This is a genomic window from Synechococcus sp. UW69, from assembly GCF_900474185.1.
Classification (GTDB): domain Bacteria; phylum Cyanobacteriota; class Cyanobacteriia; order PCC-6307; family Cyanobiaceae; genus Parasynechococcus.
Genome location: NZ_UCNW01000011.1, coordinates 88286 through 113801, shown reverse-complemented (window position 1 = coordinate 113801; position 25516 = coordinate 88286). Strand labels below are relative to the sequence as shown.

Sequence of the window (25516 nt, the reverse complement as noted above, 5' to 3'; positions counted from 1 at the left end):
GGCGCTAGCCGAGAATGACTTGTGGATTCCAGGGGTACCAGCCTGAGAACCTACTTGTGGTTTGTCACACCGCTCTCAAGCCTTGCCACTCCACCACCATTGATTCATGGAAGATCGAGAGAGTTGATCCCTCAGTCTGGGGTTGCATTGGTCACGTTGTCATTGCTCAAAGGAATCTCGCTGTAGCGGCATTGGAAGCACATCTTTCCAGGGGGCCAGCGAATATTTGTTTGAACAGTTCATTCCAGCCGGAGCTGTTCCTTCAATGGATTCGCTGCTGTCGAATTCATTGGCGTCGTCTGGCCCTTCTTCCCTCCAGGTTCAAGGGTCAGTCAGACGTGCACTAAAAACAGTATTAATGTCGGTGCTGATTGGGTTGCTTTTTGCGCTAATCACTCGCCTGCATGAGTCTTTCCCACTCTGGCCCCGCTCTCTGATGTCCCGTAAGACAACTCGTCTCACCAACCTTGATGCATCAGTTTTAGAAGCAGAGATGCGTTGTGGAACTGAATGGCCGATTGGTCTTATTGATGCTATTGCACAAGCCCATCAGACCACAGTTCGATGCGTTACTGAGCGGCGTCGAGTGTTGCGTCCCACCGTTTGGCATGATCCCTATAATCCACACTCCACCAGTAATTCGTAATGCTGATGTTTTGCTAGGTCTCACTAGCAAAAAATAATAGTCAAAATATTGTTCTATTGTTTTGATGCCTCTTTTTGGCTTTGATATGAACGTTGGTGGAATTGCCCATATTCTTCAATCTGGTGGTAAGGATGGCTCGAAGTCATCGCATATGCATTGCCTTCTGGATGGGCATCACTAAAGGTGTCGCTCTTCCTTTCGATCAATTGTCTCGATCAACGTTTTAGATTTAACACCCTCTTGATGCGTTAATTACGTGGCTGTGCTGTCAAGTCTTGATAATAGTTAGGTCGCCCTTGGACGGGGTTCGGCAAAAACATAAGTGATTTACTCCTCGTCAATAATTTCGAGGGGTAGATCTCTTTTTTATTCTGTATTTAAAAGACAAGCCATGGGTGGATGAACCATGGCTCGCCTGAGCCTGCAAAACCCCTGCAGGCTCAGGCGAAATCTAAAGACTGTTCTTCTATTCCTGCGCATTCATTTGATACTTCGAATGCTCTCAATTGATTTTGTGCTTTGTTGTGGATGCCGGTGGATTTTTGCAGCTAGCACGATCCAGCATGTTCTTGATTGATCCACTGCTTGCTACAATTAGACTTTCCTGTTGTCTCCATTGATGCGGTCAAGGTTTAATATGTGCAAATGATTCTTTTTCTGGTTAAATAAGATCTAACCCTAAAAAGTAATGTAAAAATAAGGCGAATTGGATCGGGTCAATTCTTAAGTTGCGAATGCCACATTTTTTTGAAAATGCAGTCTTATGGAAGTTCATCAGTCAGTTATGACTGGTGGGCTGGAAACTCAGGCGTGGCTAAACGCAGCGGCTCTTTTATTGCAGCCCATGCAGCCCATGCAGGCTTGATCATGTTTTGGGCTGGTGCCTTCACCTTGTTTGAGTTGGCCCGTTATGACGGAACACTGCCAATGGGAGAACAAGGGCTGATTTTGATTCCACATCTCGCCGGCCTTGGCTTCGGCGTAGGAGAAGGTGCTGTAATCATTGACCAGCAACCCCTCATCGCGATCGCAGCATTCCATCTGGTTTCATCTGCTGTACTTGGAGCAGCTGGAATCTGGCATACGCTTCGAGCTCCCAAAGACCTTTCAGAAGCTGAGGGCCGCGCCCAAAAGTTTCATTTTGAATGGAGTGATGGCAAAAAGCTCACTTTCATCCTGGGTCATCACCTGATTTTTCTCGGCCTCGGAGTCATCGCCTTCGTTGAATGGGCAAAGCGCCATGGAATTTACGACAGCGCCATCGGAGCTGTTCGACGGGTGGAACCAAACATTGACCTCGGCATGGTGTGGGGTTATCAGGCTAATTTTCTTTCCATCAGCAGTCTTGAGGACGTGATGGGTGGCCATGCTGTTTTGGCCTTCATTCTCACGATTGGTGGTGTTTGGCATATCATCTCCAGCCCTTTCGGTCCCTTCAAAAAGGTCTTGATCTACAACGGCGAGTCAATTTTGTCTTACTCGCTTGCAGGTATAGCTCTGATGGGATTTGTGACCACCATTTGGTGTGCTCAAAACACAACAATTTATCCCGTTGAGCTGTATGGCGATCCATTGAAATTGAATTTCGCCTTCTCTCCCTACTTCAGCGACGCAACTACTCTTGAAGGTGGTGCCCACTCAGCCCGGGCTTGGCTGGCCAATACGCACTTCTACCTTGCATTCTTCTTCCTGCAGGGGCATTTTTGGCATGCCTTGCGCGGCATGGGCTTTAACTTCAAGCGCGTTTCTGAGGCGCTTGACAACATGGGGAATTCCAAGATCAGCGCCTGATTGATCTGCCGTTTCTGATGTACCCCTCATCTCAGTGAGATGGGGGGATTTTTTTGTTTCGTGATTCGGCCGGAAGTCCGACTTGTCTGATTCTTTCTGAAACCACATCATCCTTTTCCTGGATTATTTCGTCTTGTCGGTAACCTCTTAGCCGTATTTTTTCAGGCTGCGGTGCAGATATCCACTTCGTTGTCGTGAGACCTATGGTCCGTCTCGCGTCAAGCATCTCAAGGGCTACAAGAGTATTGCAAGGGCTTGTCGAGCTCCTGACCGACCTATTTTGTATTGGATGGATTCTCTAAATGAAGACTTTTGTCTTTGTATGTGTCGACAAAAATGTCGACCTATCGTCTGCGATTTTGTTCTTTGCGTCTCGTTTTGGTTGCTTCAAGCCTTTGATCGCTGCTTTCAGTGATGCCTGCCAGGCGCTGGGATTCGCCTTGGTTTTGGCTTGTGTCAAGCCTCTTCGCCCCTTAAGAAATTCGGTGGTGTATCGGTAGACACGGATTTGTCCGTCAACGTAAATCAGTGGTCGAATCGCTCCGGTGGTGCATCGCCGTCGACCACACAACATTCATCGTCGACGCGCAGATTGCAGCGGACGGATCAGATGCCATCCGATGACAGGGTGGTCTGTAGCACCGACGTTCCCTCGGCAGAGCACTACAACGGAGTCAATCCAGCACCTTGACCGGTTTCATGGACGTCAGCCTCTGGATGGTTGTCGGTTTCCTCCTGGCGGCGTACTCCGTCGTCGCGAACGACTCTCTTCAGACCCTCGGCACCTACATCTCATCCAACAAAAAACGCACGCCAAAGCCGGTGCAGATGCTTTTTATCTGCACGGTGACAACCGTGGTGTTGATGTTGGGCTGGGTTCTGTCCAATGGTGATCCCGCCTGGGGAAGGCTCAGTGTTCCTGGCACAGAGTTCCCTTTGCCTGAACCCTTTACCTGGGTTTATGTCCTTCCCCCGCTCGCTGTTCTGGCGTTAACCCAATGGGGGGCGCCGGTGAGCACCTCGTTCTTGGTGTTGTCCTCGTTCCAGCCGGCCAACATCGGCAAGCTGCTGAACAGTTCTCTAACGGGCTACGTCCTCGCCTTCGCCGTGGGCCTCGCCGCCTATGGCCTGGGCATGTGGTTGCTGGAGCGCTGGGTGTTCCGCTGCTCTGAGGAGGGTAAGGATCCCAGCAAAATCTGGTACCTACTGCAGTGGTGCTCCACCGGTTTCCTTTGGAGCATGTGGTTGGTGCAGGACTTGGCCAATATCTTTGTGTTCCTGCCCCGTCAGCTTGGGTTCTTCCCCATGCTGATCTGCACGCTGGTGCTCTGCATGGGCCTATGTGTTCTGGTAGCCACCGGGGGTGGTCCCATACAGGCTGTGCTCCGCTCGAAGACGAACACGTCCGATCTTCGGTCGGCCACGGTGATTGACTTCTTTTTTGGCCTTTGTCTGCTCTATAAGGCGTTTCTTTCGACGTTCCCTTTGAGCACCACCTGGGTGTTTTTGGGGCTGCTCGGCGGTCGAGAGATTGCCCTGAGGATCAAGGAAAGGGAATTCGAGTACGTGTTTACCAACCAGGAAAGCGGCACGCTCGCCAAGATCATTGGTAGTGATCTTTGGAAAGCCGCCATCGGCGTGGTGGTGAGTCTGGTGATTGCCCTCAGTATCCAGCCTCTCGCTCAGTTCACTGCAGGTTGACCGCTTGATCTCATGGCAGCTCCCCGATCCACGTCCAGAGATTCTGGTGGTCGCTTTCAGGCCAGCAAGGAACCCAAGGCCAAGCCGGTGCAGGTTTGGTTGAAGCCTGATGTCTTGCAACGGCTCGACACCTACTGCGCCTTTTACGGCGTCGGTCGTGGTCGGGCCATTGGCCACCTCCTGCAGGGTGCTCTGCCTGACCCCAACTGGTTGCCCCCGGTGATTGATTTGCTGGAGGAAGCTGAGCCTGTTGCTGCAGGTGGAAACGAGCCTGATCATTCACAACATCAACAGGGGCAGGCGTCGACGCCGATGCCTTGTTTTCATGTGGGTGATCGTGTGTGCAACAAGGCCAGCGGCCGTTGCGGTGTGATTGCTGATGAGCCCCTTCTTTGGGTCGAGCCGGGGCCATCTTCCACCGGAATGCGCGGTGAAGGCCATTGGAGTTACGCCGTGGCCTGGGATGGTCAGCTGGGATTAACGATCCGTTATGCGGAGTATCTGCTTGTCCCAGAGGGTGTGGCCTGAGTCGCCTGATCCTGTGGTCAGCCGATGAATCCATGGCTATGGCAGAGAGGGATGAGGCCCTGCATGGGACGTTGTGTTCTCCTATCGCTTTTGCTCCCCTGGTTGATGGGAGGGTCGGTGCTTGCCAAGCCTGAGCCGCAGCTCAGTGCCAGACAGACCATCCTTGAGGCGAACCGCCATCTGATCGCCGATGGTTGGCGTCCTGCCCCTGAACAAATGCCAACGCCGGAAGAGCGGCGCTGGTCGTCTGTTGCACTCAAAAGTCTCTCCGCCTGTTCCGGCACAGGCGTCGGCTTCTGCCGTTTTGATTACCGACGTGATCTGCAGCGGTTGTCGGTGGTGACAGTACCTAGTAAGCCGGGCCGCCCTTCTGTTGGTCGCGTCGATCGTTGGTGGTGATTAGGGGTTGAGCGATTGCTCCTGCCAGTGCGTTGCCGCGCTCCAACGCGTGCGTTGATGGGGATGAGGCCCCAGGTGGAGCCGCTCGACGGTCTCTATCTGCAACCGCAGCACCACGAAATGGTTTGGTAGCGGTGACGTTTCACTGAGTTGCTCGGGGAAAGTTGCAGAGGGATCCAGTGGATCGGCCGGTGTGGGCCAGCCCCAGACAGCACGCCCTGTATCGGAGAGCTGTTGCCAGCGCTGCTGACAGAGTTCAGCTTGTTCGGCAGGTGTGATCAGCTGCACCATGCCGCGAAGCCTGAACTGCTGGCGGGCTTTGGGGAACAGCCAGCACAGTTCTGCTGCTCCATCGTTGGAGAGTTCTTTCCCTTTCTCGCTGCGTTGATCAGTGAATAGTTCCAGCTGGTCCACACCGGACCAGCCTCGGAACACCAACGTCCGCACCCGGGGCGTTCGATCGCGCCCGTTCGTGGCCAGTTGCACCCAGCGGGCGCTAACGGAGCGCCCCTCCCGCTGCAAGGCAGCGCGCAGCAGAGGTCTCCAGGGGGGCAAGGCCTCAGTCATGGCAGATCGAACAAGCGAGCTTGCTCGGCAGCGGCACGCACAACGATGGCGTGGCGCTGCACCAGCGGGGTGAGGGCGTCATAACCACCACCGATCACGGTCGCGGTTGGAATTCTGCGGCGCAGACAGGCATCGAGCACGAGTCGATCCCGCATCATTAATCCCGCATCGCTGAGTGCAAGTCGGCCGAGCCGATCATCGCGGTGGGGATCCACGCCGGCGTTGAAGAGAACCAGTTCCGGCGCGGTGTTGTCCAAGGCGTCTGGCAATCGATCGGCAATGGCGGCGAGATAGTCGTCATCGCTGGTGTGATCGGCGAGGGAAATATCGATATCCCCCTGCACTTTGCGCAAGGGGAAATTGCTGCCGGCGTGCACCGAGAGGGTGGTCACCCTGGGGTCGTGTTGAAAACAGGCTGCTGAACCATCGCCCTGGTGCACGTCGAGATCAATGATCAGAATCCGCTGCACCTCCCCTGTTGTCAGCAACACCCGTGCGGCGACAGCACAGTCGTTAAAAATGCAGAATCCGCTCCCGAAGTCGGGGTGGGCATGGTGGGTGCCACCAGCGAGATGACAAGCCAGGCCTCGCTGTAGAGCCAGGCGTGCCGTTAACAAGGTGCCGCCCACGGCGAGCCAGGTGCGCTGCACCAACGGACGTGTGGCAGGGAGCCCAATGCGGCGTTGCGCCGGATGGGGCAGGCGGTCGCGGCTGAAGGCTTCGTGATAACCGCGGGGATGCACATGTTCCAGATCCTTGCGGGCGATGCTCAAGGGCCGATGGACCTGGTTGGCCTGGATCACCCCCTGCTCCAGCAGAAGTTGATGCAGCAGCCGGAACTTCGCCATCGGAAAGCGATGGGTGCTCGGCAGCGGAGCGGAGTAGCGAGGGTGGTAGACAACCGAAAGCGTCAAGGGGTTGTTCTCACCCAAGAGGTCTCAGGCCCATTCAAGGATTATGCAGGCTGTTGGTGCAGCAACCAGTCGTTGAAGCCACTGGTGTTGAGCTCGCTGATGCAGCTCTGAATTTTTCGCAGATGACTCTGCTTGAGCTGGGTGAGCCGTTGGCCCTCCTCGGATGATGCTCCGACGCGGATTCGCTGTTGGTTGAGCAGGTCCATTTCGCGATCCAGGTGCTCCATCAGGTTGAGCAGTGCGTATCCCTGCTTGACCTCTTGCGCGCTCAGCTGCTTTGCGAGGTAACCCATGCAGCGACCCTTAAGGATCGCTTAATTATTTCATGATGAGGCTCGCCGGTCTCTTTTATGGGCTCAATAAAAAGGCCCCCGGATTGAACGGAAGCCTTTGGTCCGCGTGTGAGGGGTGTCTCGCCCCCGAGCTGAGTGTGGTCTCAGCGAGCGGATTAAGGATGACCAGGCTGTGCCGAGGGAGTGTCCAAGTGTGACTCTCTCGGCATGGAGTGGGTTGAGCTGAAGTGCAAATCCGGGATTTCAAGTTTCTGCTGGGGCCAGATCAGGCTTGTCCCTGTGCTGGAGCTGATCCGTAAAACCCCATAGACAACTTCGCTTCCGAGATCGATGCGTGCATTGCAGCTGCGGGTTGTGATCCCGTCTTGGTGGCTCATCCGCCAGCGCCCCAGGCGCCTTGCTTGCAGCATGAGATCGGGTTCAAGCTTCAGTTCAAGGCTGTTGTCGTCGAGCTTGACGCTACAGACAGCTTCTCTGGTGCCATTCCTGCAAACCGTCTGTTCAAGCTCAGTGGCCTTGGCTGCCTCTGGTGCGATGGCACATGCGGCGATAAGTGCTGCGAACAGCATTGGGATCGATCGCTGAAGCTGAATCACTTGCGGTCAGTTCGGGACAAGCTTGTCGGTAGAGACACACCGGGCCCAGCCGGTTGATGGCAGCTCGGGGTTGTCACGGTCAGCAATTTTGTAGATCAGCTTGAACTGGCAGAAGCCAGCGGCGTCTTTCTTCGGTGGAACATGAACACGTACTTCCGGCAGCTGCAGCAGAAGCTCTTGCTTGGCTTGAGGTTTGGAATAAAACGACGTGCCTGGTTTGACGGTGAAAACAGCTGCTTGCCCTGCAGGGAGAAGCGTGCAAAGCAGGAATCCAGCCGTCAGAAATCCGCGCATTCGGCTGAAGTGGGTGCGGCAAAGCTAAGAAGCGTCGGTTCCACCGTCAACGTCAGGCCCGACTCTCCGATCAGCTCTCGTAGATCGAAGTGGTTATGGTCTGATGGGTTTGGTGCATGGGCATGGGTGACTACGCAACAGCGATCTGGGTCACCATCGGCTTAACAGTCATCATCACAGTTCCTGTCGTTTGGCAATTTCTTCAGCCAAACGACGATGATTTTGGAGACCTCACGCGTAGAAAGTGAGCCAACACGAAGCCGTCACCATCCGTTGCTGGCAATTGACGGGTGAAACAGCCCTTGAAGACATGGTTCTCGGTGTCGACGAACGTGCTGTTCGCGATGGCGTCAATGTTTTGTCCTCCGAAGATTTTGATGCCTGTTTGGCGATCGTCTTATGTCGAATGGGGCTGAATTTCTACGCACACCTTTCGCAGGTGGTGGGGCATTACAAGGGGGACCCCAATGGGATCTGGGATCGCAGTCGAGGCGGCGGTGCTCCCGAAGGAACGGCCTATGAAATCAGGCCGATCAGTCGTATTCATCGGGTTCCGGATGCTTTGATCGGTCCCGATTGCTCCGATGGAGTTGGGGTCGCCCATCGAGTTGCGGTGATGCACTATCTGCTCGACATGGGCTGACCTCTACAGCGGATGGATTTGATTTGGCCATCAATGCAGGAATTGTGATCGAACAGTGTCGCTTTCTTGTGCCAATCATCGCCGTTAAGATTGCTTCTGAATGAGACAGGGATAGATCACATGCGACCCGTTGAAAATGCTTCTGAATATCCTCGTCCCCCTTTAGTTGAGCTGGTGTCTGGTTCTGTCGAAATTTGGATTTTGGGAGAGTTGATTGCACAAGATCAGCGCTATGTGCGTGTCTGTGAGACATTCCACCCTCCTACGATTTATCTTCATCCTTCGGCTTTTAAACCTGGCACGCTCCACCCTTCAACGGGGCGGCCGTCATTTTGCGAATGGAAAGGAGTAGCTTCCTACTGGGATGTAAGTGCTGATGATGGAACCAGTCGTCGCGTTCGTGCGGGGTGGAGCTACCCCGATCCAACCCAGTCGTTTGCTCTCTTAGCCGGATGGATCAGCATTTATCCAAGAAGCGTTGATGGTTGCAGGTTGGAAGGGGAGACGGTTTTGGCTCAGCCAGGTTTGTTCTACGGAGGCTGGATCACACCTTGGACACGTGGTCCGTTTAAGGGGGATCCCAACCATCCGGAACTGATATGAACAGGACGTGTTCAGTTCGATGGAGCCAGGGGATTGGGATCTGTATCCAACATGAATTGGTTGCTGAAGGTGTTAATCAGAATCTCCCAAAAACCAGGTCGGCGAGCGAGTTCACGGCTTGCCTCTTGGATGGCTAAGTCTTTTTGAAGCTCCGTAAGATCAAGGCTCTGAGTTAATTGATCGAATGCTTTGCGTTCTGCCGAGTTAACAGCAAACCCGTATTCCTCTCGGCTGCAGCCAATCACCATATAAGCGAGCTTCGCGGCCAGAGGGCGGTCGGCAATTGCAATCTCCTGGGCGAGTTGCTTCAGATCCATCGGGTTTTGAAAAGCCTGATCCCAGCTATCGAACTCTGACTTCTTGAAGTATTCCTTACTCAATCTCTCCAACATCACAAGCTCTTCTGGTGCAAGGACACCATCGGCAATTGCCATCAGCACCAAGATCCGAAGCAATGCACCTGAAGAACGAAGATCCACAGTCGGTTGTGCTCAGCTTTTCCGATTCATCATGAAGGAGTTGTCATGTATCGAACATGCCCCTGTATGACCTTGACATCTGATTGGACGTCTAAGAGCTGGGGCGGTGAAATGGAGCTGCTGATGACTCGAGCTTGGCGTGAGCCTTGTCAGCTTTCTTCAGGATCTTCTGGGCTTCGTCACGGGTCTTGCACTCTTCAGCAGCGAGCTGGAGGGACTCGAGACGTAGGTGAGCAGTGCTTGTCTTCATCGCTTCATAACCAATCCATAACCTTCTAACGCAAAACGTCCATAACTTCAAGAGTCATTGCAACAAGCGGGTTTAAAGGCGGCTTCTGCATGACTTCTCTTGTAGTGGCGATGCGATGAGTTGCAGTCCCCATCGAAGGCTTTTGGGGATTGCCTGCAGATATCGATGGAGTGGGGGCCTGGGAGTCACTGCTGAGGTGTCCAGGAAGCCCCCGAGGCAATCAGTTGCAGCCGAAAACCCCGAAGGTGATCTGACTGACGATCCCGTGTCCCGTCAGGGCCTCCGTCAGGATGCCCACAACAAAGCCAATCATTGCGGTGCGGCCATTGAGTAGCTCGGCTCGCTCAAAGCGCTCGTTGCGGATTTGTGCAGCGGCGGCGTTTTGGAACCAGTCGTCATTGGGGGTGGAAGATGCCATGACTGTTCTGAAGATTTCAAAATGTTAAGCCCTGCGTAACGGTTTGTAAAGCGCGAGCTGAAGAGTCGTCTCGCTAAAGAGCGTCATCGACTGTTGGCAAAGGGATTGGTTTGGATGCAGGCCGGAGGCATGTCATCTCTGCCAGCCATGTCAGCCTCGCGAAACCCAGCCCAGACACGCTTTTCGTCCCTCCGGATCGATCAGGAATTGCGGTGGTGGCCGGCGCGGATGTCCTGTTGCTTAACGAGTTCAGTCCGGAGTCCCTGGCAACCTTGGTTCCCATGCTTTGTCCTCAGGCAGAGGCGCGTCCTGCTCGGGCCTCCATCGTGCTGGCAGCATCTGGGGGCAACCCTGCCGACTTGAAGCTCTACGCCAAAACTGGGGTGGATCTGAACATGCGCTCTGCGCTGAGCTAAGTCGCGACAGCGGAGCCGGTCATGGTTCAAGGCGCACCAACTGCAGGGCATCTGTGCAGCCTCGATGCCCCTGGTCATAGATGCTTGGGACGAAACAGCCTCGCCAGCCGGCCGGCAGCTCGGCCAGCAGAGCCTCTGCATAGGGATGGCGGCGGGCGTTGAGGGCGATGGTGTGGGCCGGATAAAGCCGAACCTGCCGGCGACTGACACGGCACAGTTCCGCCAGAGCACGACGATGCCAGGTCAGATCCAGCCCCTGACCAGCCATCAGCCCCCCATCGGCCAGGGGCGCATAGGAGAACAGCAGGTGACCGCAGAGCACCAGATCAAAGCTCTGATCCTTGAAGGGCAGATCGGGTAAGGCCGCACTCAGATAGCGATCTGGATGGGCCCGGTGGTCGTCGAGAAATTCTTTTAGGGCGACTAGGTGCTCCTGTCGACAGGCCTCAAGATCAAAGTCGCTGCGCAGTGTGGGGCTGGTGGCTTGTATCGCCATGGTCTGCTCCAGATCCGCCAGGGCGCGGCGCTCCAGGTCCGCCCGGGGGAGCGCATAGACAGGATCGATGGCCGTAACGTCGCAGCCTTCGGCGCGCAGGTGGGCCGCCAGGGTCCCCGGACCTCCAGGGCAGTCGAGAACTGTGGAGCCCCGCCAGCGGTCGAGTTCAGCCGCGAGACCGAACATCTGCATGGCCTGCTCCCCAAGTCTCCCGTAGAAAACGACACGATCTAATTTCATGAGGGAGAAATCTTCGTGAGAGGCCCAATCCACGAACATCAGCCATGGATCCTTCGTTGAAGTTTATCGATTTAAAATGACAAGCCAGGGTAATTGTTGAGGCCGAGACAACGAGGGCTTGCAGACTGCATTTTTCACAACAAGGATGAAAGTTGGTCTGTCTCATGTTGCGATGTTATTTGTATAATGTCTCCACGGAGCTCTCGTTAGATGAAAATATTTCTAGTTCATGCAGAGAGATATTTTTGCAAGCTCTGCTACCAATTAATGCTTGCCGGGTTTATGCCTTTTAAGAATATTGGTTAAAAAGACAACATAACGCTAATTAAAAGTCCGCAGGTATCGGCTAGAAAATCCATGCATTCTCCTTGGCGATTCACACGGGGCTGGATCAGTTCGATGAAGCCGCTGTAAAGCGCAAAGCCGAGGATGATGAGCCTCGTCGGCAACGAAATGATGGGTTTTGTCGGAGCCTGGAACTTCAGGAAGCGTGTTGAGGGGATGTAACGACAACGCTGTGATGCACACAAGCAGGGTTGAGCTCAGGTTGAGCCAGTGGCGTTGAATGAATGCATCACTGTCTTCCTCTGTGCATTGGCATGAGGCCAGATCATTCGCGCTTAAGCGAAGCGTCTGTGACGTTCTTCCCGCTTCTTCTGTTGTTGGGATCCGATGGCCAAGTGGTGAAGTTCCTCTGCATTCAAGGGACGCAATGCAGAGATGAGTGCGTCATCAGTCCAGTAGTCAGGACTGTCGAGAAGTCCTAAGTGCAATGGGCAGGACGGGCCAGCAATCATGGCTGCTCCCTTAAGAATGTCTTCATCATGGCGCAGCATGATTCCATCGCTGGGTTGACGCTCTCCACCAGATCTAGTGTCTCGCCAATCACGAGCTTGTCGCCGCGACAAGCATGGTCGATGTGGGTGAGGATGCCTAACTACCGCTAGCACTAGATGCAGTGCTGCCCTTGCCTGATGCAGCTTCGTTACGCATATTCATTTGAGTCTTAAGTGACTGTTGTCGTCCACTACATCTGGGGGCTAATGGATATTATTTTTCTATTGCATCAAAATCTGGTGCAGATTGCCGGGTGATGGGGATTGCTACGGCTCTTGAAACCGCTCCTGCGATGGGGCGGTTTTTTTGTCTGCACCGAACGATTTATAACCTCGGTCTCCCTTCGAGCAAGCCTGTTGCAGCTGGATGCGGTCAGCTGTTGATCTGCACCTGCAACCCTTGCTTTGGCAAGCCATGGTTCGCACTCAAGGAGCTTGTGGAGCCTGATCAGGCTTGGGTTGTTTGTTGGCTCGGATTAAGGCCGCTTGCAGTGGTGACGGCCTTTCTCTTGGCGCCAGGCTTGTCAGCACCATGCCAAAGCCGGCGAGCCGGATTGAATGCAACAACGCTGCGGAGAAAAGGACCGATCGGGTGGCGCCATTGGAGTGAGGTGCTCCCATCGCCACAGTGTTGATGAATTCATCCGGAGACTGGATGACGCCATCGATGACGAAAGAGGAGCAACTTCATGAAAGCGTCAAAGAACTCAGCACATCTCGAAATCAAGATCGATCTCTCAGTGCAGAGATTAATGGGTCTTGCATCTTTATTTTTACAGCTTAATAGTGATTTTTAGTCACACGGATGCATCGGGTGAAGTGTTGATATGGCTTAATCAGTCACGCCGATGGTGTGGAGCATCACCAAGCAGAATATATGTTCTTAATAAGCCCAATCCAAAAGCGAGGTATAGGCAAAATTCTGCCCACTCTTGATCGATATTAATTACGAAATCAGTCCCCGATTCCGTAGCTACGAAATAAGATAGTAATGCGGCGCAGAAGAATAAGGGCCAGAAATATCTTGGCATAAAGAATACTGTGGGCAAAGTTGCCCCACCGCTAAGAAGTCTTGATCGGATTAAGCCAACAGAAGGTCGCCATAGCACCAAAATCAGGATCAAGGCTGAAAACAAGAAAAGGTTGAGATCGAGATGGTTTTGGAAGAACTTTAGGTTGTGAAATGTGGTTTGATTCTGAGCGTTAACAGCTGCAATATTCTCTGGTGTTTCCCATCCAAATAATACTTGACCCCAGGCAATCTCCTCTAGGCCAACGAAGAACATGCCAAAAGAAATGATGGCGTAAATGACAGCGTGCAAGCGCATGAATAGACGTCTCCATAGATCCCTGGAAATCAGCCAAGAAACCCACGCCGAAGTAAACAAGATCAGGGCTTGCAAATACTCAAGAATTCCTCCCTCACCAAGCAGGCGCTTGTAACGCAAGACATCCTGAACGGAAAACTTGAGCAGAACCAGGCAGCCCATGATCAAGCACGCAAGGGCAAGCATGAGTAGTGAACGTCGAGCTCGAGCTGAAGGGCTGAATTCCGAAAGCAAGGACGTTGAAAAAGCTGAGTTTCGGACAATGCTTCCTGAGATAACCAACAGCAAACCAACGGTTCCAAGCAGCAGCTCGGGCCAGGGAGAAACATTGAGCCAAAAAGCGCTAAAAAATTTATAAAGTGAAACCCCCAGAACAACAACTCCAAAAAACACAAAGGCTTGGCCACATATCTTCTGCACAGTCTTTTGCCTCACCAAGCTCTCCGATTGACCATCTCCAGAGGATTGCTGAGCCTCAGGACTCGGCTTCAGGGAGCGATTCATGCGGCAGTGCTCTGCTGTTTAACAGGAGGTTATGACGCGACGCCTTTCATTGGTGCAGGCCGATGAAGAGTGGGTGAGCATGCAGCTGCTGCTTGCATGGCGCAACCCATGCTGAAGCCCCGCCATTGCTCAGCCTGGGCTGAGCATCTCGTTCATCGTGGCGCGGTTGTCCGGATGTAACGACGCACTGGCATTCGAAGTCGATCGAGCCTGTAGATCGTTGAATTTCATCCGACCTGTGCGCTGGTTTGTTGTGAGGAAAGCCCTCACATGGTGCATCAAGACTCAACCAGCAATCCTGGCTTGACGAATCGATTCCAAGTCGAATCCCATCACTTTGGTTAAATAAAAATAGGCGCCCCAAGCGACGATATTGAGAGCAAGGGCCCAGATGAATAGCGTTCGTCTGGCTTGCGATGTCTCTTCTTTCATGGATTATTGCCGGTTCAGCAGACACCAAGCTCCGTAGATGGCCAGCCCAAGCAGAATCCACGGGAAAATGGCCCGCAAAAGCGTTAAACCGATCAAGACGACCACAAGCGTGATCGCGGATCGTTTGACCATTGCTTTGCTGCTGTCAGTCATGTACTGCCAGCGGGGAATCAAGGCCATAACGACAAGCGTGTTGACTTGCGTTCTAGGGGACTGGGGCTGAAAGCGCCAACTCCCCTAGAGCTGTTAGACCTCCATGGCATTTCGGCTGAGATCCTGCTACTGAATCGGGAGCTCTTAGCGCGGGGGGGACTCTGAGTTCTTCCAGTGGGATCACTTGACTATCCGAAGTGGCCTCTTCATCCACTTCGCATCCATGGTGTTGGCAGGTTCAGCAGTCGTATTCGAGGGTTGATTTCTGCTGTCTCTTAATTGCATTTGTTTCCCTCATCTGCGATTCGTCGTAGGCAAATTCGCTGTAAATTGTTGACTCTGAAAAGCTTTTTTTCAGCCGTAGAGCGGCGATGCGCTGACCAAGAAGATCGAATGACCATTTGGCTGCGGAAAGAACCTTGCCCATGACAACTCTTTTCAACTCTTCTCTGGTGATAGCGCATTGCTACTGCCTTAACATTGGTGCATATACTTATTGCAGGCTGTGCCAATACGCGATTTTGGTTAAGTCACCTGATCGTTGTTGAGGATTCAAGCCTCGGTTGCTCCATCGGCCTCTTGCTTCAAGGCATGTCGGCGACGTTTCGCTTCACAGTTCCGGCACTCTTTGCTGTCCAAGCCAAAGAAATTCAGGATTTTGATGTCACCGCAGCTTGTGCACTGACGTCCCTCTGCAGGGGGAGCTTCAAAGGCCATGGTTGTTGCATCACGCACCCAACACTTAGCAACTGAAACGCAGCTGTAGCAGCCGGCAGTGTCTGAGCTCAGTTGCAGAGAATCAGTTCGAGGAGTTTTGCTGCCAGCCTCCGTTGGCCTGAGGGGAGACAAGATCGGAGATCCTTCTTCTGCTGTCGCTGACGGTATCGACCGAAATAAAAATGACCGACCGGTTTGTCACCAGAGTTTTAACCCCAGCTTCAGCACCCACGGGCTAGTAACGGCCTCTTTTGAAGCACTGCACTGAGCGGTCATCCCATCCGAGGAGCGGGATGCCTTGCCAAAACACCCCAATGCGAGTCATCGTCCATGCTGTCTTCAGATTGGTTTTGGCTGGCTCTTCCTCGCTTTGAAACGATCAGCACATGGATTGGGTCTCCATGTTTTTCTTTGCGCAGTTGCCCTAAGGCGGCTCAGATCGTCCGCTTTTAGGTTGCACTGAGGGCAGTCGACTCTCACGCTCGAGTGCATGTGACCACAGTGAGCACAACAAATGAGTGACATCCTTGTCTTTGCTGATGAACCACGTTGATCGTTCAGATCATGGAATGCATCGGTGTTTGTCCCTAGGCATACCGATAGCCCTGTTCTCTAGGCCATGGCCATCGAGCTAAGAGCATCAGATGTGAGTGATCAGGATTGATCAAAGATCTTTTGCAGGATATTTTTTTCATGCTGGAGTGAATTAGCTCGCATCGGTTTGCCCAGGGGTCTTGGCTGTCGAGGGCGATTCAAAAAGACCTTGCTGAGCCACCACAGCTGAAGACCGACAAAAGCAAGAGTGAGCAGTGCCAGTTCTGTTGCTCCCTGCATCAGTAGTGCTTGCTGCGGTTCTCAATCGCATCTGCTTTAAAGCATTCCAGCTCTTCAGGTGTGTGCAATGGAGGCTTTTCCCGTTTGCCTACCAATCGCTGAAGCAGTCGCTGCAGTCGTTTCATTTTCCTATTTTGGTCAATCACACTCAGTTCTGCTTAGGCCATAACGGTGAAGGGTGAGCCTATCGATGTCCGCCCCGAGAGTTTAACGCCATCGATGATGGATGATGAATTCATGCAGGCTGAGAGACATCCAATCCTCTCTGAGCGTTCCTTATGATAAGCAGGTTTAAAAGTAGCTGATTCCAATGACGTTCCAGGAGCTTGTTGCCAGTTTTAATCAACAACAAACAACATGGGAAGAGCTCTGCCTGGAAATCAGGTGCGAAAGCTGCTTCGCTTCGGTTTTTGATGAAGTCACCGAACAAATGGGCTCCGCAAGCCATGCGCTTGTTCTTCTTGCAGATGAATTCCCGAATCATTTCAAGAGTTATGCGAAGGAGAGAGGTCTTGATCAACCTTGATAAATTCTTTCCTGATCACCTGTTTGAAGACTAGCTCTTGATTGATGTAGATGGCAATTCTCTTTTATGGATTCTCAGATTTGAACTCAAGCTTCTTAAACGTTTTGCTGGCTTCAACGCTAATCAGGCTGAATGAAGTTTGTCCACTAACCTTCGGGTTTAAATCGCCATGTAATTGAAAAATTCGATTAAAATGCTTGTATCCACCTCTGGAGCTGTAAGGCTCGAAAATATAATTCTTTTTGTATGTAGTTATTGTGAGGCTTCCAGAGTTGAAGTGCTGCATTGTGCATGATTGCTTGCGTGGCTGTGAGTTTCCTTTCGTCCAGGTGCAGGTGCCCATCACGCTCTGCTGAGCGAGCGTGCTTGTGGGTATCATCGATACAAATATAGAAACAACAACTAATCCGAATGAATAGGCTCCGAAGTGGTTTTTTCTCAAGCCAAGAAGAGCAATGCATCTTTATTGTTAGCAATTCATTTAAATTGTGCCAATTCTTTGCTGCTCTAGGCCTTGCAACCGCTGATGTCGCTTTGCGTAAGTGCTCTAGATGGTCCCACTGACCCCATTTTTGTTGATCCTTATCGCTTCTACCTGCGAGGCCATCGAGTGCTCCATTGAGGTGCACCTGAATATCTCTACTCATGCGCGGCTCAAGCTGAAGCCATAACTGATCTGATGGCTTCACTTAAGCCCGAATCACCTTGTCTTGGACGACTGGAGTTGCTAGAGCGCAACCAAGCAACCATCCGTCCATGAATAGAGCACTCTTCGCGCTGCTGCCTTTGGCACTTGCTTCAGCCATTCCTGCTGCAATGGCTCAAAAGGAGATCCCCAAAGCTCCGGGGCATGACCAGTGCCCGCTTGGTTACGTCAATACCCTTGGTACGACATGTGTGTCGCCCATCTATTACGAGGTGGCCCCTACTGCCGGCGAAGCTTGCCCGTCGGGATGGATGAATATTGGCGCTGGCTACTGCAAGAAGAAAAAGGGACCTCTCGGCATCCTCTGAGCTCTTAAGCGGGGCTCAGTTTCGAGCCCCCCCCCCCCATTCCTCAGCTGAGCTCAGGAGGTCAAGGTTCGCTGCTCCATCGCGATCATCAGATCCTGGTGTGGGCGATGCCATGCCCGACGGACCTGAACAAAAAATAGGCAATTGTTCCCCACGTATGCAATTGAGAGAACGAGCCTTTGACGGTCAAATAATGAAAAGAAAATAATTACCTATTTGCGTAATATAAAGCCTTTGGCTTGGTTAAGCAGGTAAGTGCTTAAGTCCACTTGTATTTTATGGAGGACAGTATGCACAGCCAGAAGAACTCCCCTGCGTGTTTCTTGCGCTGGTCTGTCAGTAAGGTCGCTGACAAGCTCTACGCCGTAGCAGCAACAGTTGATGGAAAAGAGTACGATTTTGTCGGTAATTTTAAAAGTGTCCGTGAAGCACAAAAAGCAGGTCGCCAATATGCTCAAGATTTAGTTCATAACTCGATGGCTGGAGGTCGCTTATCTCTTAAGCAACAGTCTTTGGCTGCATAATTGCAATGTTTCTGCTCTGTTGATCCTTTCTGGGTCATTGCTGAATTGGTCCATGGCTGATGGGTGTCATCGCTAGAAGAAAAAGCGCCTTTGGTGTGTTTCCACTCCAAGGGTTTTTTTATTGCTTCTCTGGATTGCTGCTGATGCTTTCCGGGGTGTCGGTGCTGAGTAGCTGTCGCTGTGTTCCACTCAAATGCTGCTATTCAACGCAGCTGCCGTTGATGAGTCGCCAGAAAAGGAGAGAAATAGCCGACAGCTTGTTAACCATCCATCCATCGAATAACCACGCCCGATGTGGTTTCCCTCTCGCATCTAGGCGACAGCTCTGCTTAGAGATTATGGCCGTGTGACGCTGATTCGCAGTGAAACCATCATCGAAGGCGGAGCGACGATGCAGAAGTTAGGCCGTCTGCGTTGCAACCCTCCAAGTGAAGAAACGCTGGTCTGACTCCCCGCATCGCCAGAAGAGAGTCAGTGCAGTGACCAGCGCCCAATGGTTAACGGAAAAACCATTGGAAAGAAGGTGCCTTCGTATGCGCCTTCTTTGGTGAGTTTGGCGGTTGCAAGACTTCTCGTGTCTGACTTATGAGCAGATTGCGCCGCTCAAAAGATCCTGGCGCGGGTTCAGGATTGTCCAGTATCTGTCCGTTAGGCATCAAAAACGCCTTCTACGAGACCAGTTGATGGCTTCACTGGGTTGAATCGGTACAGCAGGCAATAATGCTGCCGCTAATTTGGAGTGATAAGTCAATAATCGTGCGGGCTTTTTTATTGATATTTGATGAAAGTTTTCGGTCATGTTGTTGCCTGCTGGACGTCGATCGAGTGCAGAAGCAACGAAGGAGCATTGACTCAATGCATAACTCTTTTAAATACCAATCAACAATCTGGCTTCCTGTTTGGAAGACGACTATGAATTGGATTCCAGCGCCTGGTTAGGTACTCACGTTGCTACTGCCTGCCACTTGCATTTCGTGCATCCAGCGTTTTGGCAAACAGATCAACAGAACACTTGATAGGAACCTCAGCTCTTCTGCATCCTCCCAGTGGACATCATTTGAATCACGGCGTTGCAACCATGATTCCCATTCGTTGGTTGATCGCGATTCGAGCATTCCTCTACTTCAGCATGGGCCGAGACGTCAGAACGGCTTCCGATACTCTTCAGCACATTGAATCAACAGCTCTCGTATCAAATCAAAGTCTTTCAAGTGTGGTGTTCCATTCAGGCCGCACACCCTGCTGCCCACTTTGCTGCTCCTGGACGGATCACCAGAAGCTACCGACGTGGGTGTCTTCGGGATGTGGAGTGTCCCCAGATCACAAAGCGAATCGTTGAGGCACCCCATTGAATTTCTTGTTTATTTAGAGGCCATCTCAACACTGGCCACCGCGAGTATCTACTTACAAACCAATGAGTAGAAACAAAGGGGCAATCCCCCATACAGGGCACTAAAAGGCCTTCAGCGGCCGCTCTCTTCTATTCGGTCCTCCGCTGCCTTAAAAATCAGCTTCTGCTGGGGGAACCCTGGACGACGTGGGTCGTGTAGCTCTCGGATCTCCTCACTCCGGTAGCTATCACGACGACCAAGGCTGCGATTAAAAGCACTCCTGCCGTTCGCACGCGCATCTGTGGTTCAGATGTGAGGCTGCAAGTCTGGAAGGATGAGACGTCCCAAGTGCTCTGGCGACGCATTCACCGAGACGACCGATGTCCTCAGTACGGAAATATTGGATAGCCTTAGTGGCCGCTGTTGTTGCGGGAGCTGTGCTTTTTGGCAATCCAACAACGTCGAGATGGACCCTAGGGGGTCTCATCGGAGGGGTTGCCTTCTATTGCGGCACACGGTCTTCAACGGGCGAGATGGCTCAGAAACAAGTCCCTTCAGAACAGAAGAAGAAGAAAAAGAAGGGTTGCAAAAAGTCGAAGTGTTCCAAGTGGAGAGGCGGTAAGTGTCGTTGCGGTCGAGAGTGAAGTGTCGAGACTCAAGCAATGAACTACTCAGACATCGAGATTGACCTCTCATTAGGTCTCGGAAAGCAAGACCTAATGAGAGGTTGGGACTTTGGGCCATCCCTCCATTGACAACATGTCAGGTGGTGCCCAGAAAAGTCATGTGGTGAGCGCTGCGTGTCCTAGTGATCTGCCCCCAAACGTCTGCGCAAGCAACAAAAAACCGCCCCTTGCGGAGCGGTGGAGATGTCAGCTGGGGACTGACTTTTAGAGGCATCGGGGAGACAGGATTCGAACCTGCGGCATCTTGCTCCCAAAGCAAGAGATTCCTTAAGTCGTTTTCTGTGTTTTCCCAGTCTGTGACTCAGTTCTGGTAATGCTTCTGAGTCGTGAGCTGTCAACAGGTGTTGGCAGATATTTTGCGTTTTGCGCACGTTTTGCGCACACTTGAGATAGCGAGATGCCTCTGTCGTTTTGCCGCGCGTCGTCGATGCAGCCCCTTGGATCAAGCCATTTCGAGATTTGGTTCGCACCTCCTGTGGCGCGGGATGGAAGGTACGCAATGCCCGTGGGCGGATGCGCCTTGAGGTTCAAGATCATGGTTCGGTGATGTTGATCTACCCCTGGTCTCAAGAAGGAGCTAGTTCAGCCCTCCCTCGTATCCAGCAGATCTTTAAGCGGTGGAACGGTGGTCAGATCACCCTTGCTGCTGCAGCGCAGAAAGCTGACACCGCTAGCAGTCATCAGAAGCTGGATTTCAACCAGCTGTTTGAGAAATATCGAGAGTTCGTCCCCAACGCTGGTGATACAACGTGGCGATACAACTATCTGCCTGTTCTGAAGAACCTGCGTGTCTGCTTTGAAGGCAAGCCACCGGTTGATGGTGAGGCATTGGCGATGGAGTGCCTCAAGCAATGGGAACAAGGCTCTCGGATGCGACAGACGAGCCGTCAGAAGCTTTATGGCTTCCTGAACTGGGCGGTGCAACGTGGGCACCTCAAGCCGATCTACAGCCCCCCCGCGTCGCTTCCAGAGACCCTGAAGCCAAAGCGAATCGGATACCCCCTCAGTGATGCGCAATTACTCCAGTTGCTCGACAACCTGCCTGCGGGCGAAGTTCATGACCGCTGGCGCTTTGCAATCCAGTTATGCGCCGTCTACGGGTTGCGTCCTGAGGAGTTGAGACATCTCCGGATCAAAGACGGGGTAAGCGGGGCAGAACTCTGGACCATCTATCAAAAGTCGATGGGCGGCACCAAGGGAGCGAAGACAGAGCCGCGGCGACTCCACCCGTTGCTTCTTCGTGAAGCAGATGGCTCCGCCATTGATTGGAAGCTCCAGGCTCGGTTGCAGGTGGGCGAGAAATTGCCGCCATTGAACCGTGAGGGCGATGGGGGGCAGGCGTTGAATCAATACCTGCGCAGACGCAATGTCTGGATGATGCTTCGGGATGAAGCCGAGCACCAGGGTGAACAGCTCACGCCTTATTCATTTAGGCACCGCTACGCCAAGGGGATGCATGCTGCCAACGTGCCAATCGCCAACATCTGCGAGGCAATGGGGCACACCATTGAGGTGCATTTGAAGAGCTACGCGCGGTTCAAACCCAATGCAACCGCGGACATCATTGCGGCAGTAAACGTCTGATTGCCCGATCCCTCAGGCAGAAGCAGCTGCAGCAGGGGCAGCACCTAAAGAAGCGGTGCAAGCTCTGGACGTTCTGCTCAGGAGTTGATTCGTATCAGCCCTGAATCCTGAATTGTCTCTCGCCAAAGAAATTAACTTGTGTAAAAAGTGTGTCGATATCTGTAGGTACTTGAACTCAAGTACATGAAGTTTCCGTTACATCCAGTGAGAGACTGGCTTCTATAACAAGAGCCGCCTATTTGGAATTACAGAATCCCTTTATATTCTTCGCATCGCTGATCATGGGCGCTGCCCTGCTTCCAATGGCTTCGTCCAAGAAGGAACTCGCACTGCTGGGCGGCACTTTCATCTTTGGCTTGAGTGCTCTTGAGATGGTTCTGCGAATTGGTGGGTATTGAGTAGAGGACTGTCCTCTGCCTTTAAGCGATAACCGGGCATCAAACCAAGGTGGTGGCTTCTGCCCCCTAGTGCCCACCCCCTCAAGAGCTGTAAGCATTGGGTCTTCTGCTCAGCAGTGGATCCGTATAAGGAGGACACCTGAATGGACGCCACTCAGAAGCTTGTAGAGAAGCTTGTAGAGAGACGGATGCAGAACACCGGAGAGTCTCAAGCGGTGGCTACTGCAAACGTGTTGGCTGCATTCGTGAAGCTCAAGAAGAACGAGAGCTAGCCCGCAGCCGGCTAATCGCTGTACTTGACGGTGCACCAGTAGCGGGTCGACATCCCAACGTCTTGACTCCTGCAAGCGGTGTCGGTCACCGATGCACCTTTGGGAACTCCACGCATTGCCTCAGCAGTCGCGAATTCTTCTGACATTCCTTCGGCTGTGACCTTGGCCTCATGGGCAAACACAGTCGCTGGGGCTAGCAAAGCCAGTGATAGGAGTACAGCGAGTCGCATCTGCATAGAGCTCAGCTATTCCACTTGATAGCCATCGAGTTGGACCTAGTCGTGAACCTCGCGCCTGCTGATCACAACTTGGTCACATGGGTGCATCAACTTGAGGTCGGCGAGAAGTGCTCAGCCCCTGGGACTGACACCACCAGGGGTCTTTCTTGCCGTAGCGGAGGGGAGGCTTACGGCTGCCTCCTTCTCCCTAACCACTGATCAACGGTTCCAGATCGCCCCACTTACTGACAGACCCCTCCGTCGGAAGGTCAACAACCGAAGCAAGGACTTGGGGTCACGGAACTGCGAGGAGAAGCTAGTTCTCCCCGAGCGATGCAGTATCCGCTTAAACACGTTCCTCGGTATACAAACCTTCGCCTAAAAAGGCACAAATGTTTTCCAATTTGCGAAAAGCGCAGAAAGCTACCCCTGACAATCGCTCGTGCCAAGGGTGCTTTGACTGCCAGCCAACGGGTCGCTCTCCCGTGCTGCCAAGACGGTGATAGGTGACACCATCTGGACACCAAATATGGGGGCAGTTCGGGGGGCCTGCAGCGATTTCTCAATTCCCTGAAAAACTACTGAGCGACGTTCTTTTTGTATTGCCTACTACTGCGAGCGAACACTCGTCACATCACTCCTAGAACGCCTAGATCGTGTTGTCTGGGTTCGTCTGATACTGAGAGGCATGGCAGAAAGGCAGTTCCGAGTCGAAGAACTCAACCCTTTCTTGGAGTGGCACCTTCATACGTCAGCAGCGGCATTGGAGGTCGCCTCAGCAGAAGCGAAGAGGATCGCCAGGATGATCGGCAGGAAAACCAGGGTGCTCAGCCCAGATGGAGCAGTCCTGTTTGAGGTGGATGTCACAACGGAAGCCTGAACCCGCTGCCAATCCTGAACAGCACCGCAGTTGGAAGTCACTGCTCAAAGCAGCGGTGGAGGTGGGTCAGTGACAACAAAGAATCACCGTGTTCAGCAGCTGCTTCCACCGGAGTCAGGTGTCAGTAAAACTCAATATAGGCCGTTTTCAGCAAGTTATTAGATTCAACTTTATTCAGTGATGCCAGTCGATCCTGATTTTGATTCCTCGGGATAAATCAGCCAAATTGATCTTGCGGAATTGACAGAGTCCGGTCAGGTTCGTGGTGTCCAGAGCAACCAAATCCATGGCCTTCTCTCACGACTTCACGACTCCCGATGTGCTCTTCATTCGCAATCTTCAGATCACGACCCACCTTGTCGGGACATCGCACGAAAGACTCTTGGAGGAGTTGGATGCTCAGCTGGCGTATCTCTACAAAGAGTTTGAGCGGAAAGTCGTGGAGCTTTACGAGTCACTACGTCAGCTGCACGAGATCTTCCAGCACTTCATTGAGCATCTCCACGAGCTGGCTAATGCCCAACTCGTCAACGAAGCCGAGTTCGCAAGGCTCCAACACAGGGTGGATCGACTTGAGTCACTGATCCTTGAGCGCAATCTCCTGGTTTGAGTGGTGGAGGTGGGAAGTGAACCCATTGCCAATCCCCTCTGACCTGGAGTAGTACAGAAGTACTGCAAGGGAGGGGCTTGATGGAGGAGTGGGGCTTTCTGGATCAAAGGGAGCTGGAATCCTTCAAGGGACATAGGAGTTGCTCTACCTGTCACCACTTCGGGTACGTGACGTTGAGTCAGTGCCAGGTGCTGGGCGCTTGTCAGCTGAGACAAGGGTTGTTGGCACCTGGGTCACACTCCCTGAAGTCCTGCAAACACTGGGTTTATTGCTCGGGTGTTGATCCGTATAAGGAAGCTGTATCCCCTAACTGAGCTACCTGAAGCCACGAATAAATGGCTCGAATGGGGGAGTTGATTCCCGGCTGGAACGGAGATGGTGTTTTCACGGGGCGAGAGCCTCACAACACACAGGAATCAAATGAAACTCTTCAAGACATTCGCTGCAACAGCTGCTGTAATCAGTGCCGCATCAGTATTAGCTATTCCGGCTTTTGGGCAAACAGCCCCAAATGGCTGGAGAAGGGGTGGCTGTTTTTCCAGCAGTAGTGGCTGTATTTATGTAAAAGTTATTTCAACTGACCACCCATTCGTTACCGCAGAAATTAAGGACACATCTCCAGACGAGGATATTGATAAATTTTACAAAAAGCACTGGAGTGATAAAATAAATTAGAGGCAATTTGATTGCCGTGGATGGAGATCAAGGGATAGGTCTTACAGCACATCGCGCCCAGATATCAGCTCACCGTGGGGACCTTACAAATGGACTGACTGGTCCTCTTGGGATGACGAGTTGCCCGGAACTGTCGGCGCAGCAACCCTGCAAGCGGCATGTAGTTAATACTCTTGTCGGGAAGCCTGATGCCTATTGGCTGAAAGCTATACAAGACCCGCAAGGGAAAAGCAGGGGGCGTTGTTGTCGCCATCCATCTCCCGACAGAAATCTATTCTCCATAAATTTTTTAATTATGCCTTTTCGCAATTTCTTTAAGCGATGTGAATTTCTGAATCACTTTGACGAGCGGAAGACAATTCTTGCTCGTCGGATTGTTGAGCGTTACTACAACAAAGACTCTTGGACTTTGAAGTATTTTCGGGAGGGCAGTCTCTTTGATCCACCGTTTCTTAGATTTTTTGCATATGACGAAGTAGCTGTATTTAAATGGCATGAAGGTCTTGATGCATACAGCTTGGCGGAATTCGATCTAGAAAGGCTGGCGAGAGAAGCAGTTGAGCTTGCAATATATTTAATCAAATTTGATCCTCGACCTGAGCCAGAAGGCAAATATTATGAATATAAAGAAGAAGAGTAATAGCCATCCATCTCCAGACAAAACCTCACACAAACCACCCCGTCAGCAATCGCGGGGTTTTTATTGCTAGGCCATTACAA

26 protein-coding genes are annotated in these 25516 nt (G+C 52.4%); 14 read left to right on the top strand and 12 right to left on the bottom strand.

What is annotated here, in order from left to right; all coding sequences use genetic code 11:
* The first annotated feature begins 1399 nt into the window (after positions 1–1399).
* The 4 genes from DXY29_RS11425 (at position 1400) to DXY29_RS11410 (ending at position 5065) form a co-directional block, all read left to right on the top strand.
* Positions 1400–2437: a chlorophyll a/b binding light-harvesting protein gene (locus DXY29_RS11425; RefSeq protein WP_115025168.1), complete on the top strand. Its 1038-nt coding sequence runs from the start codon at positions 1400–1402 to the stop codon at positions 2435–2437.
* Positions 2438–3124: 687 nt separating this feature from the next.
* The gene (locus DXY29_RS11420; protein ID WP_115025167.1) at positions 3125–4138 is read left to right on the top strand and encodes a hypothetical protein; all 1014 of its coding nucleotides are present in this window, start codon (positions 3125–3127) and stop codon (positions 4136–4138) included.
* Positions 4139–4150: 12 nt separating this feature from the next.
* Positions 4151–4666: a hypothetical protein gene (locus DXY29_RS11415; RefSeq protein WP_115025166.1), complete on the top strand. Its 516-nt coding sequence runs from the start codon at positions 4151–4153 to the stop codon at positions 4664–4666.
* 63 nt (positions 4667–4729) lie between these two features.
* On the top strand, positions 4730–5065 hold the full coding sequence (locus tag DXY29_RS11410) for a hypothetical protein (RefSeq protein ID WP_115025165.1): 336 nt from the start codon (positions 4730–4732) through the stop codon (positions 5063–5065).
* Here DXY29_RS11410 and DXY29_RS11405 read toward each other — a convergent pair whose 3' ends face one another.
* The 5 genes from DXY29_RS11405 to DXY29_RS11385 all read right to left on the bottom strand — a co-directional run bounded on the left by DXY29_RS11405 (position 5066) and on the right by DXY29_RS11385 (position 7729).
* Positions 5066–5632 carry a pyridoxamine 5'-phosphate oxidase family protein gene (locus DXY29_RS11405; protein ID WP_115025164.1) on the bottom strand — a complete coding sequence of 189 codons (567 nt, stop codon included), beginning with the start codon at positions 5630–5632 and terminating at the stop codon, positions 5066–5068.
* Positions 5629–6546 (bottom strand): histone deacetylase, encoded by a 918-nt coding sequence (locus tag DXY29_RS11400; RefSeq protein ID WP_115025362.1) that lies wholly within the window; start codon positions 6544–6546, stop codon positions 5629–5631. Before DXY29_RS11400 ends, DXY29_RS11405 begins: the two co-directional genes overlap by 4 nt.
* 41 nt (positions 6547–6587) lie before the next feature.
* Positions 6588–6839, bottom strand: a complete 252-nt coding sequence (locus DXY29_RS11395; RefSeq protein ID WP_115025163.1) for a hypothetical protein — start codon at positions 6837–6839, stop codon at positions 6588–6590.
* Positions 6840–6994: 155 nt separating this feature from the next.
* Entirely contained in the window at positions 6995–7408 is a 414-nt protein-coding gene (locus DXY29_RS11390; RefSeq protein WP_115025162.1) for a hypothetical protein, read from the bottom strand.
* 33 nt (positions 7409–7441) lie between these two features.
* A complete protein-coding gene (locus tag DXY29_RS11385; RefSeq protein ID WP_115025161.1) occupies positions 7442–7729 on the bottom strand; it encodes a hypothetical protein in 288 nt (95 codons plus the stop codon).
* A gap of 244 nt (positions 7730–7973) precedes the next feature.
* Here DXY29_RS11385 and DXY29_RS11380 point away from each other — a divergent pair, with 244 nt between their 5' ends.
* Entirely contained in the window at positions 7974–8372 is a 399-nt protein-coding gene (locus DXY29_RS11380) for a hypothetical protein (RefSeq protein WP_115025160.1), read from the top strand.
* A gap of 120 nt (positions 8373–8492) precedes the next feature.
* Positions 8493–8975: a DUF427 domain-containing protein gene (locus tag DXY29_RS11375; protein WP_115025159.1), complete on the top strand. Its 483-nt coding sequence runs from the start codon at positions 8493–8495 to the stop codon at positions 8973–8975.
* Between the two features lie 11 nt (positions 8976–8986).
* Here DXY29_RS11375 and DXY29_RS11370 read toward each other — a convergent pair whose 3' ends face one another.
* A complete protein-coding gene (locus tag DXY29_RS11370; RefSeq protein ID WP_115025158.1) occupies positions 8987–9454 on the bottom strand; it encodes a hypothetical protein in 468 nt (155 codons plus the stop codon).
* Positions 9455–9924: 470 nt separating this feature from the next.
* Positions 9925–10122, bottom strand: a complete 198-nt coding sequence (locus DXY29_RS11365; RefSeq protein ID WP_115025157.1) for a chlorophyll a/b-binding protein — start codon at positions 10120–10122, stop codon at positions 9925–9927.
* 212 nt (positions 10123–10334) lie between these two features.
* Between DXY29_RS11365 and DXY29_RS11360 the strand changes: the two genes are divergently transcribed.
* Positions 10335–10538 (top strand): hypothetical protein, encoded by a 204-nt coding sequence (locus DXY29_RS11360; RefSeq protein WP_244279384.1) that lies wholly within the window; start codon positions 10335–10337, stop codon positions 10536–10538.
* 19 nt (positions 10539–10557) lie between these two features.
* On the opposite strand, the gene DXY29_RS11355 is transcribed toward DXY29_RS11360, so the two are convergent.
* The 5 genes from DXY29_RS11355 to DXY29_RS11330 all read right to left on the bottom strand — a co-directional run bounded on the left by DXY29_RS11355 (position 10558) and on the right by DXY29_RS11330 (position 16078).
* Positions 10558–11226, bottom strand: a complete 669-nt coding sequence (locus tag DXY29_RS11355; protein WP_170952221.1) for a methyltransferase domain-containing protein — start codon at positions 11224–11226, stop codon at positions 10558–10560.
* A 1720-nt stretch (positions 11227–12946) separates the two neighbouring features.
* Complete coding sequence (locus DXY29_RS11340; RefSeq protein ID WP_115025154.1) at positions 12947–13942, bottom strand: pectate lyase; 996 nt, start codon at positions 13940–13942, stop codon at positions 12947–12949.
* A 435-nt stretch (positions 13943–14377) separates the two neighbouring features.
* Positions 14378–14554, bottom strand: a complete 177-nt coding sequence (locus tag DXY29_RS13600; RefSeq protein WP_170952220.1) for a hypothetical protein — start codon at positions 14552–14554, stop codon at positions 14378–14380.
* A gap of 211 nt (positions 14555–14765) precedes the next feature.
* Positions 14766–14954 carry a hypothetical protein gene (locus DXY29_RS11335; protein WP_115025153.1) on the bottom strand — a complete coding sequence of 63 codons (189 nt, stop codon included), beginning with the start codon at positions 14952–14954 and terminating at the stop codon, positions 14766–14768.
* Between the two features lie 944 nt (positions 14955–15898).
* On the bottom strand, positions 15899–16078 hold the full coding sequence (locus tag DXY29_RS11330) for a hypothetical protein (protein WP_115025152.1): 180 nt from the start codon (positions 16076–16078) through the stop codon (positions 15899–15901).
* A 310-nt stretch (positions 16079–16388) separates the two neighbouring features.
* On the opposite strand from DXY29_RS11330, the gene DXY29_RS11325 reads away from it, so the two are divergent.
* The 7 genes from DXY29_RS11325 to DXY29_RS13110 all read left to right on the top strand — a co-directional run bounded on the left by DXY29_RS11325 (position 16389) and on the right by DXY29_RS13110 (position 25436).
* Positions 16389–16604, top strand: coding sequence for a hypothetical protein (locus tag DXY29_RS11325; RefSeq protein WP_115025151.1), 216 nt, complete (start codon positions 16389–16391; stop codon positions 16602–16604).
* 756 nt (positions 16605–17360) lie between these two features.
* Positions 17361–17618: a hypothetical protein gene (locus DXY29_RS11320; protein WP_115025150.1), complete on the top strand. Its 258-nt coding sequence runs from the start codon at positions 17361–17363 to the stop codon at positions 17616–17618.
* A gap of 290 nt (positions 17619–17908) precedes the next feature.
* The gene (locus tag DXY29_RS11315; RefSeq protein WP_115025361.1) at positions 17909–18142 is read left to right on the top strand and encodes a hypothetical protein; all 234 of its coding nucleotides are present in this window, start codon (positions 17909–17911) and stop codon (positions 18140–18142) included.
* Positions 18143–20570: 2428 nt separating this feature from the next.
* Entirely contained in the window at positions 20571–21743 is a 1173-nt protein-coding gene (locus tag DXY29_RS11305) for a site-specific integrase (RefSeq protein ID WP_115025148.1), read from the top strand.
* 2054 nt (positions 21744–23797) lie between these two features.
* Entirely contained in the window at positions 23798–24121 is a 324-nt protein-coding gene (locus tag DXY29_RS11290) for a hypothetical protein (RefSeq protein ID WP_115025145.1), read from the top strand.
* 420 nt (positions 24122–24541) lie between these two features.
* Positions 24542–24796, top strand: coding sequence for a hypothetical protein (locus DXY29_RS13115; RefSeq protein ID WP_136987762.1), 255 nt, complete (start codon positions 24542–24544; stop codon positions 24794–24796).
* 16 nt (positions 24797–24812) lie between these two features.
* Positions 24813–25436: a hypothetical protein gene (locus tag DXY29_RS13110; RefSeq protein ID WP_136987761.1), complete on the top strand. Its 624-nt coding sequence runs from the start codon at positions 24813–24815 to the stop codon at positions 25434–25436.
* Positions 25437–25516 lie beyond the last annotated feature (80 nt).